The sequence below is a fragment of the Flavobacterium undicola genome, assembly GCF_009909155.2.
GTDB lineage: Bacteria > Bacteroidota > Bacteroidia > Flavobacteriales > Flavobacteriaceae > Flavobacterium > Flavobacterium undicola.
In genome coordinates this window covers 130,470-142,090 of sequence record NZ_JAAAPM020000008.1, presented here as the reverse complement: position 1 = coordinate 142,090, position 11,621 = coordinate 130,470, and the positions used below count along the sequence as shown (strand labels likewise).

Sequence of the window (11,621 nt, the reverse complement as noted above, 5' to 3'; positions counted from 1 at the left end):
AGCTTTGCAAGCTTCATCATTTGGCAATTCTTTTATAAAGTTTAGTATGCTTTGTCCTTCAAATACTTCCATAACGACTGTTTTTAAAGACATAAAAATACAGAAACTAAATGACTAACTCAATAAAAGTTTAATAAAAAGGGCTACATATCTTCTAAAATACAGTTTGTAATGTATTGATCGACTTCTTTTTCTTCAACAAATAATGAAGAAACTAAAATGTCATTTTCGGCAGTTAAACTAATATTTGGTATTTGATTGTTGAAATTGTTTTTTGAAACAGCTGTTGCCCCATTTTCATTATCGATTTGAGCAATGCTATCAGTAAGTTGGTCAGCAATTTTTTGTTCATCTAGTGCTGCATATTTATTACAAACAGTTAATCCTAAAAACAAAGTTAGCGTTGCTGCAGCAAACCATATTGTTTTTTTTCTGTAAAAAGGAATTGTTTTAGGCTCTTCTTTAGTTACTACCTTATTCAGGATTCTATTCTTAGACTCAAAAAAATAATTTTCAGGAACATTAAGACCTAAAGAATCCGAATGAATTTTATTTAATTCATCATCGTTCATTTGATTTATTTTATCATTTGTTTCCATATTTTTTGTCTTAGATGTTTTCTGTATTTTGAACTGATTCCCCTTTTTTTACGGGTAATATTTCGATATTATTTTCAATAAACTTCACGGCATTATAATACAATGTTTTTATTGTTCCTTCTTTCATTTCTAAAATTGTTGCAATTTCACGAAATTTTAGGTCATCATAATACTTCATATTAAATATCTGCCTTTGTTTGTAGTTTAATTCAGAAACCGCAGTTTGTAATTTTAATTGCATTGCATCGCCTTCAAAAAAAGTGTCTTCTAATAAACAATTCAAATATTTTGTGTTTACATCCTCTATTGAGATGGAATGTTTGTTTTTATTTTGTTCTAAAAAACGAATAGATTCATTGTAGGCAATTTTATACATCCAGGTATAAAGGGAACTTTGTTGAGAAAAATTAGCTAGACTTTTATATACTCTGATAAAAGTATTTTGTAAAACATCGTCAGCATTTTCGTGAGTAATAACTAATTTCCTTATATGCCAATACAATCTAACCTGATAGAGATCAAGTAGTTTTTTAAAAGCGTTGTCTCTGTGAGTTTCGCTAATTAACTGGTCAATAAAATCGGATTCGTTTGCCAATAGTTACAAATTCAATTATTAATTCAAAATTACAATTTAAAGCCTAAATTACTAATTCAAAAGGATTTAATTATTCGGTGCTTTGTCAATTTAAAAATAAATTTTAATTAAACCCATACAAGAGTTTGTTTTCCTGTATGGGTTAGGGTTTGATGATTACATTACCTTGTTTCTACACTAAGGAATGTTCCTGTTGCCGAAAACTCAAGTTCTAAATGAGCAGCGGCAGTAGTTGTGATATAAACTTCAATAGTACCATCTTTTTCTTTATGAGCTCCATTGATAACTGCATCAGGATAATTGGTGTTAATATAAGTAGTGATTGCAGTAATTAAATCAGTTAAAGAAATAGAGGTGTGATTACCAAAATCAGACTTAGTTTGCTCAGAAACAAATTGGAATGTTGCAGAGAAAGTTAATTTTAATTTTGCTGCTGCTGCTGTGGTAATATACACTTCATAAGTTCCATCAGGTTCGATATGTCCTAGGTTTATAGTTGCGCCTGCATAATTTGTTGTGATGTAAGCGGTGATTTCGGCAGGTAAATTAGCAGCAGTTATAATAGTATGTTCTCTTAAATGGAACGCATCAATAGTGCTCACCGATACAAATGTGCCATCCGCTGTAAAGTTTAAATTGAGTTTGGCACCATCCGCAGTAACTATAAATACGTCGATACTTCCATCAGCCTCAGAGAAAGCAACTACCGTTTTTGATCCGGCATAATTAGCACTAATGTAAGTGGTGATGCTGCTTGCTAAATCGGCAAGAGCTATGCGAGTGTGTTTATCTGAATGATGGTGTCTGTGGTTTCCATTCGCTTTCAATTCATGGGCCGAAACAAATTCGCCTGTACTGCTGAAATGCAGTCTGATTTTAACCTTGTCTGCCGTTGTGATTAAAACATCAAAACTGCCGTCAGATTTAACATGAGCCGAATTTATAGTAGCACCAACATAATTAGTATTAATGTAGGTTACAATAGATGCTAATAAATCGCTAATGGCAACTGGAGTAATTTTACTAGAGCTTGACAAAAGTCCTTTAGCAGTAAAATTTAGTTTAAAAATAGCATTGATGTTAGTAATGCTTTTGGATGTTGCTCCCGTGCTAACATAGATTGTGTAGGTTCCATCTGAATTTAAATTTACTTCTGAAATAGTAGATCCAGTATAGGTCTTAGCTACGTAACTACTAATTGTTGTGGGTAGAGTAGCAGCACTAGTGGTTTCGTACGTTAATGATGCGGTAGTTGAGGTATCAGTAGAATCAGTACCGTCAGTTGAACAGCTGTACAATGCGCAAGATAAGGCGATTGCAATAAGAGAGATTTTTTTCATTTTTTTTGAGATTAATTGTTAATAGTAGGTAGAATTATTTCATAATTAGCCAATTTAGATTTGCTTCGAAAATGGTTTGTAATGGTAACTTGTAAAATTTATTAGACCCTTGATATTTTAAAAAGTTTTAGAGAATTGAAAAAAAATTAAAAATGAGTGAATCATACCCAATGATTCGTGCGGTTTTTTAAATTTTTTTTCATAATTTATAAATAAAGTCTTATATTAGCATGAGGCTTCTAAAGTTCCCCACTTGACAGAAGTTGCAGTTTTCTCTGATGATTTTCAATACCTACAATTGAAAGTGTCAATAAAAAATAGGAATTGTATTTTAAATTTTATTAAGGACTTGTTTCGAAAGTTCTTAATAAACACCTAATTATAAGCTATAAAGTATGAGAAATGTAAGTATCAAAGAGAATACTATTGATTTCCAAAAAGTATTCCAATCCATTCCGAGCTTATTTTTAATCCTATCGACTGATTTGTCCATTTTAGACCTGAATGACTCTTATGAAAAGGCGACAATGAAGAAAAAGGAAGAAATGATTGGTCGTAATTTATTCGAAGTCTTTCCGGACAACCCGGATGATAAACATGCTGATGGCGTGGCTAATTTATCCAAATCCCTCCATTCGGTATTAAAAGAGAAAGAACCACATACTATGGCAGTTCAACGCTATGATGTGCAAAGAGCTGACGGGGTTTTTGAAGTGCGTTATTGGTGTCCGATAAACATTCCGGTACTGAATTCCGAAAATGAAGTTGATTATATTATTCACCGGGTGGAAGACGTAACCGAATTTATAACGTTAAAGAACGAACAATCCAAAAATGATGCGATTGCTATGGGCCTACAGAAAAAGGTCGATGAGATGGAAGTTGAAATTATTAAACGTTCCAGAGAAATACAAAAATTGAATTTCGAATTAGAACAGAAGGTAAGAGAACGAACCGAAACGATCTTAAAGAGAGAAAAAACCCTTGCGAAACAGAATGAAATTCTGAAAAGTCAAAATAAGGAATTGGAGCAATTTACCTATATCACTTCCCATGATTTACAGGAACCTTTACGATCATTGGTGTGTTTTACGGAACTTTTTGAAAAAGAATTTACCGGAAAATTAGATGGGAACGGAGATCTCTATATTGATTTTATATCCAAATCATCCAGACGCATGCAGGAACTGGTTAAAGGATTACTTGATTACTCCAGAATAGGACGGGAAAAACAATTAGGTGAGTCTGATTGCAATCAAATCGTAAAGGATGTGCTTTCGGATATGGCGATAACTCTTGCAGAAAGTAAGGCTAAAATAAGCGTTGATGATTTACCTGAATTAAAAGGGTATGCTGTCGAATTAAGACAGCTTTTTCAGAATCTTATCAGTAATGCTATAAAATTCAGAAAAAAAGAAGTGGCGCCCGAAGTCAAAATTGCTGTTCAGGAAGAAGAAAAGAACTGGCTTTTTTCTATTCAGGATAATTCTATCGGTATTGATGAAAGAGATATGCATAAACTTTTTATCATTTTCAAAAGACTCAATAATCGCGATGACTATGAAGGAACAGGTATTGGTTTGGCACACTGTAAAAAAATAGTCGAGCTGCATGGCGGTACTATCTGGGCCGAATCAAAGTTAGGAGAAGGCAGTACTTTTAAATTTACAATTCAAAAACTTTAGAGATGGTTATGAAAAAGAAACTCAATTGTGTTTTATTAGTGGATGATGATAAAGGAACTAATTTCATCAACCAGATGATTATTAAAAAAGCGGGTATTGCAGAGCATATTCAAACCGTATTAAACGGTAAAGAAGCACTCGATTTTATTACCAATAAAGGTGAATTTGAAAATGCAGGAGATGTATTTCCTCAGCCCATGCTAACGTTATTGGATATCAATATGCCGGTGATGGACGGTTGGGAGTTTTTAGAAGCTTACCACGCTTTAGAGGAGTATCAAAAAGGAAAAATTATCATCATCATGCTTACCACTTCTTTGAATCCTGATGACAAAACCAGAGCCGATGATATTTCTGAAGTTTCTGATTTCAAAAGCAAACCGTTATCACTGGAGACTATTGACGATATTATGAAAACTCATTTCCCGGATTTTCTTTAGAATCCAGCTTTTGTAAAGTATTTACAGCAAAAAGAAAGACCTTGAGTTTGTGAGGTCTTTTTAAAAAAATCTTCTGCCGCGGAATCGAAAAGTTTAGGCCAAAAAAAAGACCATCATTGCAGATAGTGTTTTCTAAAAAAGCTTCTCCGCCGCGGCGGACTCGAACCAAGTTCAGATAAGTTAAATTTTGACCAAAAAAAAGCCACTCAATTGCTTGAATGGCTTTCTAAAAAAGCTCCCCCTCTTGGGCTCGAACCAAGGACCCTCTGATTAACAGTCAGATGCTCTAACCAACTGAGCTAAGGAGGAAACTGTATATTTAATATGCGTAAGGAACGTTTTTGTTGGCTATTTTAAGGTGTGTTACCTTGTTCTTAGCGGATGCAAATATAAGACGTTTTTTGAATGTAGCAAACAAAAAATGAAAAAATTTTCAATTTTTTTTACTTCCCAATAACTGCCTTGTAGATGTCATTTCCGTTAGCAAATAGTAATAGTGTGATAAGTAAAACGAAACCAACCATTTGTGCGTTCTCTAGGAATTTGTCACTCGGTTTTTTTCCTGAAACTATTTCATATAATAAAAACATTACATGGCCACCATCTAATGCCGGAATAGGCAATAAGTTCATTACTCCAAGCATAATCGATAACAAAGCAGTGATGCCCCAAAATACTTCCCAGCTCCAGGTATTTGGAAAAATATTATAAATAGCAGCAAATCCACCCACACCTTTGTAAGCTCCAGTATTAGGATTAAAAATCATTTTCAATTGCTTACCATAGCCTATTAGTTGATCTTTCCCTTCTTGAATTCCAACAGGGATAGATTCAGCGAAACTATAATTTTCACTACTAATTTTATACAAACCTAATTTTTTGATATTGCTGTACGGTAATGCTGCAGCATATTTAATGCCAAGTTTAATACTATCATTTACGGTAATATTTACCGGAACTTCAACATTATCTCTTTTTACAATTGCAGGAACTGTTTGTCCTTTTAAAGTATCTAAAGAAGCAATTACTTCATCAGCATATTTAATGGATCTTCCGTTGAAACTTGTTATAATATCTTTTGCTTTTAAAGTACTTTTGTTTGGAGAATCTTCAGTTAAATCAGTAACGATAAAAGGTAATCTCAACGATACAATAGATATTTTTCCACCATCCATTAATTTATCTATAAAATCAACAGGTAATTTTATGGTTTCTTCAATGCCTGCTCTATTAACGGTTATTTCTTTACCCATTAAAATTTTTTCGGTTATTTCATTGAATTTTTGAACTGGTTTTCCGTCAATGGCTACAATTTTATCGCCAGTTTTTATTCCTATTTTTTCAATTACAGGATTGGTAATCCAAACACCATCTTTTACTTCAGAATTAGCAATATATTGTTCGCCATAATAAAATGCCATCCCGATATAAATAATAAAAGCCAAAATAAAGTTTACGGTAACTCCGCCTAACATAATTATCAAACGTTGCCAAGCCGGTTTAGAACGAAATTCCCAAGGTTGTGAAGGTAAAGCCATTTGTTCTTTGTCCATGCTCTCGTCAATCATCCCCGAAATTTTTACGTAACCACCCAGCGGCAGCCAGCCAATTCCGTATTCGGTTTCGCCAATTTTCTTTTTTAGAAGGGAATATTTTACGTCAAAAAACAAATAGAATTTTTCGACTCTGGTTTTAAATAGTTTAGCAGGAATAAAATGTCCTAGTTCGTGAAGTATGATCAGTAATGATAAGCTCAATAAAAATTGAGAAAGCTTAATGAATATTTCCATTTTTTAATTTTGATTCTTAATATGACGTACAAAAGTAAGGTTTTCTGTTTGTTTATTTTACAATAATTATTCCATAAGGTTTTAAATGTTTGTTAATTAATCTCAATTTCAATTCATATATTCCCTAAGCTCTTGTAACTTTACTTTTCTGAAATAAAAATTACTTTACAGTTTTTAAAAAATAGGATTATGTCTTCAAAATTATTTTCTCCACTTTCGATAAAAAGTATTACACTAAAAAACAGAATTACCATTTCTCCAATGTGTCAATATTCGTCAATAGACGGTTTTGCTAACGATTGGCATTTAGTTCATTTAGGAAGTCGTGCCAGTGGCGGAGCGGGATTGATTATTCAGGAGGCGACAGCAGTTGCTCCCGAAGGTCGGATTTCGCCTGAAGATTTAGGATTGTGGAAAGACGAACATATCGAAAAACTGAAAGCCATTACGGCTTTTATCAAAAGTCAGAATGCAGTTCCGGGAATTCAATTGGCGCATGCCGGAAGAAAAGCCAGCGTTTCCTCGCCTTGGAAAGGCAATAAAAAACTCGATGCCTCGCAAGGTGGATGGCAGACGGTGGCACCGTCAGCAATAGGGTATCATGATGATGAAACGCCAATGGCTTTAGATAAAAACGGCATCCAAAAAATAATTTCCGACTTTAAAGCAACTACTAAAAGAGCGGTTCAAGCGGGTTATGAAGTTCTTGAAATTCATGCTGCTCATGGATATCTCAATCATCAATTTTTATCGCCTTTATCCAATACCAGAACCGATGAGTACGGTGGAAGTTTTGAAAACCGAATCCGTTTTACGATAGAAGTTCTCGAGGCGGTACAAACCGAATGGCCAGCGAATTTGCCTTTGTTTGTTCGTGTTTCTGCTACAGATTGGGCTGAAGGCGGTTGGAATGTTGAAGAATCCATACAGTTTTCTAAAATTCTAAAAGAAAAAGGAGTCGATTTAATTGATGTATCTTCGGGTGGATTGGTTTCGTTCCAAAAAATTCCATTAGAGGCGGGTTATCAAGTGCCTTTTTCCGAAAAAATAAAAAAAGAAACAGGAATTTTAACGGGAGCGGTTGGATTAATTACAGAAGCCAATCATGCCGAAGAAATCCTGACGAGTGAAAAAGCCGATTTGGTTTTGTTTGCCAGAGCATCACTCCGTGACCCTAATTTAGGATTGCATTTTGCGAAAGCATTAGCTGATGATGTGGCTTGGCCTTCACAATACGAAAGAGCTAAATAATTTTAGATTGCTGATTTTAGAGTTTTGAATTCTGAAATCAATTTTCTATTTCCAACTAATCTAAAATCTACATTCTAAAATCTAATATAAAAAAATATGAAAACAATAAAAGCAGCCTTACTTTCTTATGGGATGTCGGGGAAAGTATTTCAAGCACCATTTCTAGAATTACATCCCGGTTTTGAATTATTGGGTTCCTGGGAAAGAAGCAAAAAATTAATTCAGGAAGATTATCCTCAGGTAAAAAGTTACGAGTCTATTGACGAAATTTTAGCTTCTGATGTGGATTTGGTAGTAGTAAATACACCAATCGATACCCATTTTGAATATGCCAAAAGAGTTTTGGAAGCAGGAAAACACGCCATTGTTGAAAAAGCGTTTACTACAACAGTTGCCGAAGCTCAGGAATTAGCGGCTTTAGCCCAAGAAAAAGGATTGAAGTTGGCCGTTTTCCAAAATAGAAGATGGGACAGCGATTTGAAAACCGTACGCCAAATTCTATTAGACGGTGCCTTGGGTGAGATTGTGGAAGCCGAATTCCATTTTGACCGTTACAATCCACTTTTGAGTCCAAAACAACATAAGGAAACCGTGAATTCAGGTTCGGGAATCCTGAAAGATTTAGGACCGCATTTAATTGATCAGGCCTTGTATTTGTTTGGTTTCCCAAAAGCTGTTTCTGCCGATATTAGGACTACTCGTGAAAATTCGGTTGTGGATGATTGGGTAGATATCTTATTGTTTTATGCTGATTTTAGAGTGCGTTTGAAAGCGAGTTTCTTTGTGCGCGAACCAAATCCAGCCTATGTGATTCACGGTAAAAATGGTTCATTCTTAAAACCAAGAGGTGATGTGCAGGAAGACGATTTGAAAGTAATGAAGAAACCAAATTTGGATTCCTGGGGAACGGAACCATTAGAAAAAGAAGGGTTTTTGCATACCGAAATTGACGGCAAAATTATGCACGGCAAAATCCCAACGCTTAAAGGGAATTATTATGACTTTTTTGATGGAGTTTACAATGCCATCATCAATGATACTGCTGAACCTGTTACCGCTCAGGATGGGGCAAGAGTAATGCAAATTATTGAAGCTGCTATCCAAAGTAGTCAGGAAAAAAGAGTGGTTGATTTGTAAATGTTTTATTAATGATATTGACCGCAAATTCACAGATTTTATTTAAGCTGCGAATCTGCGGTTATTGTTTTTTATCATAGAATGTACAGCAAATACGATAAATTCATTTTTTAAATGAACACTTCATAATCTGGGGGAACTCCGCAAATCTTAACTATAATTATCAATTTTTAAAGGAATCTTTATTTGTCGTCATAATGAAATCTACATTGTATAACAGTGCATTTTTGATCAATTCCTTTAGTGCCAGAAACTTTATAAACCAATCTATCTTCACCACTAATTCTTCTGGACCAATATCCTTTTAGATCATATTTCAATGGTTCAGGTTTACCAAGTCCCTTAAATGGATCTTGTTTGATAGATTTAAGTAATAATCGGATTTTGTCGGATTTGTCAGAGTCGTTGTCTATCCAATATTCGAAATCTTCCCAGCCTTCTGTAGTGAAATTTAAATCCATTTTATACTGGTTCTAATTCATCCAAATTGAATTTTTTTAATTCTCCATTCTCAACTTGTTCAATTGATTTTGCAAGTCTGTTTCTGTTGGTTTTAGTAGATAATAAATGTTGAGTTTCTGCCATAGCGTTATATTCTTGAATAGAAATGATAACTACGGCATCATCCTCACCATTTCTTGGGACAATAATAGTTTCTGATGATTCAGATACTTCATCAAAATAACCTTTAATGTTTTTTCTTAATGTTGATATGGTTACTGCTTTCATAATATGATTTTTTTGCGCCAAAAGTTGTACTTGCAAATGTACAACATAATTATAATTGAGGTGAGTTTATTCCAAATTATTTAAAATCAATTATTTAAAAATATCATTTTCAATTTATCGTAATTTGTTTTCAAACGAGAATTGTACCAATTTTGAAATAACAAACGGGATTGGCTAAATACAATTTGTAAAAATAATTTATAGACTTAAATTCTATCGGTGTGTTCTTTTTACTAATAATTCAAAATGCGATTTAATAAACTTATAAACGATAACGATGTATTATAAGTTACTAAAACCAAATTAGTAAGTGCCAAAAATCCTTTTCGTATTTTTGCATCTTCAATCCCTAAAACACAAAGCCTTTGTTACGATTAAATTTTATAGGAAGCTTTAGAGCACAAGGAAAGATTAAGAAGAGTTTTAGAAACGCTAAACTTTCTTATTTAAAAAGAGTGCGTATTGCAGTTTCGTCATTTTATTTCGGTATGGGATTGTGTTTTGCAACTTGGGCAAGTAGAATTCCGGATATCAGAGTAGCGCTTCATCTTAGTGATGCCGATTTAGGTTCTATTTTGTTTGCACTTCCAGTGGGACAATTGACCATGATGGCGTTTTCGGGGAAATTAGTCACTCGTTACGGAAGTCATCGTTTAGTGGTTTTGTCGTTGAGTATGTATGCGCTTTGTTTGACTAATTTAGGTTTGGCTACAAACGCCTGGCAACTGGCTTTAGGATTGTACTTTTTTGGGATATTCGGAAACATGAATAATATAGCCGTAAATACTCAAGGCGTTTATACCGAACAACTTTTCAAAAGAACCATCATGGCTTCTTTTCACGGGGTTTGGAGTTTTGCCGGTTTTACAGGTGCTTTGGTTGGATTAGGAATGTTAGCTTTGAACTTAACACCGTATCATCATTTTATTGTTGTTGGGATAATTACGCTATTGCTTATTGCTTTCAATTATAAGTTTTTGGTTAAAGCCAAAGAAAAACGAAAAATTGCCGAGAAGAAAAAGCTGTTTTCAAAACCGGATATGTCCTTAGTTTGGCTTGGAATTATTGGTTTTGGATCGATGGCAAGTGAAGGAATTATGTTTGATTGGAGCGGAATTTACTTTAAAGATATTGTGGAAGCACCAGGCCCATTAATTATTTTAGGCTACACTTCTTTTATGATTATGATGGCTACCGGACGCTTTTTAGGCGATGGAATGATTAATAAATTTGGAAGGAAAAGTGTAATACAAACGGGAGGAGCATTAATCTCAACGGGACTTTTTACAGCGGTATTTTTACCGTTTTTAATACCGTCAACTATCGGTTTTATGCTGGTAGGACTAGGTGTTTCAACTATTGTACCTACGCTTTATAGCATTGCTGGAAAACATCCAACTATTCCTCCTGGCGAAGCGCTAACGGCTGTGTCAAGTGTGAGTTTTCTAGGTTTTTTAATGGGTCCACCTGTAATTGGATACATCGCCGAATTGTTTGGCTTGCGATTTTCATTCGCTTTTATTGGAATCTTCGGGATTCTTATTGCTTTTTTAGTTCCAAGAATTAAAGTGATTCAGTAAGATTTTAAGCTTCTATTGTTCTCTTTAATGTATAATTTTTAGCCTAAAAATAGTATACTGTTGTTGCCGAGACTCAGCTGTCCTTAGCTTCCGCAGTCGGGTGTCAAATGTTTGAAGAATACGTAAAAAGAAAATCTGTTTGAGCGTAGCGAGTTATTTTTTTTTAGTATTCGAAAACTAATTTGACCGACGAGGAGGCGCAAGACTTGATTTTTTTGTTTCTTTTTTGATCAAGCAAAAAAGAAAATCGGTAAATATAATTTTACTTTTAAAAAACACTCGAACAGGGAGAACGAATCCTTAACTTAGGGACATTAGGTCGAAGCCGATTCCTATTGAGTTTTATTCATGAGATACTGTTTGATAAAAAAATCTTCAAAAAAAAATTCAAGTAAATAATTTTTTTCTTACTTTTAAATAGTCAGAAGAACTAGCTAACTTTTAAAAGTTATTTAATACCACCACTTTTGATATT

Annotated in this window: 11 protein-coding genes and 1 tRNA gene; 5 read left to right on the top strand and 7 right to left on the bottom strand. The window is 34.0% G+C overall.

Annotated features, from left to right (window positions below):
* Positions 1-143 precede the first annotated feature (143 nt).
* From GTZ96_RS06895 to GTZ96_RS06885, 3 genes are all read right to left on the bottom strand, one after another.
* Complete coding sequence (locus GTZ96_RS06895; protein ID WP_161642233.1) at positions 144-599, bottom strand: hypothetical protein; 456 nt, start codon at positions 597-599, stop codon at positions 144-146.
* A gap of 10 nt (positions 600-609) precedes the next feature.
* Positions 610-1,194, bottom strand: coding sequence for an RNA polymerase sigma factor (locus GTZ96_RS06890; protein ID WP_161642231.1), 585 nt, complete (start codon positions 1,192-1,194; stop codon positions 610-612).
* A gap of 161 nt (positions 1,195-1,355) precedes the next feature.
* The gene (locus tag GTZ96_RS06885) at positions 1,356-2,534 is read right to left on the bottom strand and encodes a PepSY-like domain-containing protein (RefSeq protein ID WP_161642229.1); all 1,179 of its coding nucleotides are present in this window, start codon (positions 2,532-2,534) and stop codon (positions 1,356-1,358) included.
* A 395-nt stretch (positions 2,535-2,929) separates the two neighbouring features.
* Between GTZ96_RS06885 and GTZ96_RS06880 the strand changes: the two genes are divergently transcribed.
* Positions 2,930-4,219 (top strand): ATP-binding protein, encoded by a 1,290-nt coding sequence (locus GTZ96_RS06880; protein ID WP_161642227.1) that lies wholly within the window; start codon positions 2,930-2,932, stop codon positions 4,217-4,219.
* Between the two features lie 8 nt (positions 4,220-4,227).
* A complete protein-coding gene (locus tag GTZ96_RS06875; RefSeq protein WP_161642225.1) occupies positions 4,228-4,659 on the top strand; it encodes a response regulator in 432 nt (143 codons plus the stop codon).
* A 235-nt stretch (positions 4,660-4,894) separates the two neighbouring features.
* Here the strand turns inward: GTZ96_RS06875 and GTZ96_RS06870 are convergent.
* Positions 4,895-4,968: transfer RNA gene (locus GTZ96_RS06870), tRNA-Asn, on the bottom strand.
* A 134-nt stretch (positions 4,969-5,102) separates the two neighbouring features.
* Complete coding sequence (gene rseP, locus GTZ96_RS06865; protein ID WP_161642223.1) at positions 5,103-6,449, bottom strand: RIP metalloprotease RseP; 1,347 nt, start codon at positions 6,447-6,449, stop codon at positions 5,103-5,105.
* 189 nt (positions 6,450-6,638) lie between these two features.
* Between rseP and GTZ96_RS06860 the strand changes: the two genes are divergently transcribed.
* Positions 6,639-7,700 carry an NADH:flavin oxidoreductase/NADH oxidase gene (locus GTZ96_RS06860; RefSeq protein ID WP_161642221.1) on the top strand — a complete coding sequence of 354 codons (1,062 nt, stop codon included), beginning with the start codon at positions 6,639-6,641 and terminating at the stop codon, positions 7,698-7,700.
* 96 nt (positions 7,701-7,796) lie between these two features.
* Entirely contained in the window at positions 7,797-8,837 is a 1,041-nt protein-coding gene (locus GTZ96_RS06855; RefSeq protein WP_161642219.1) for a Gfo/Idh/MocA family oxidoreductase, read from the top strand.
* 182 nt (positions 8,838-9,019) lie between these two features.
* Here GTZ96_RS06855 and GTZ96_RS06850 read toward each other — a convergent pair whose 3' ends face one another.
* Entirely contained in the window at positions 9,020-9,298 is a 279-nt protein-coding gene (locus tag GTZ96_RS06850) for a Txe/YoeB family addiction module toxin (RefSeq protein WP_161642216.1), read from the bottom strand.
* A 1-nt stretch (position 9,299) separates the two neighbouring features.
* Positions 9,300-9,566, bottom strand: coding sequence for a type II toxin-antitoxin system Phd/YefM family antitoxin (locus tag GTZ96_RS06845; RefSeq protein ID WP_161642214.1), 267 nt, complete (start codon positions 9,564-9,566; stop codon positions 9,300-9,302).
* A 365-nt stretch (positions 9,567-9,931) separates the two neighbouring features.
* On the opposite strand from GTZ96_RS06845, the gene GTZ96_RS06840 reads away from it, so the two are divergent.
* Complete coding sequence (locus GTZ96_RS06840) at positions 9,932-11,146, top strand: MFS transporter (RefSeq protein ID WP_161642212.1); 1,215 nt, start codon at positions 9,932-9,934, stop codon at positions 11,144-11,146.
* Positions 11,147-11,621 lie beyond the last annotated feature (475 nt).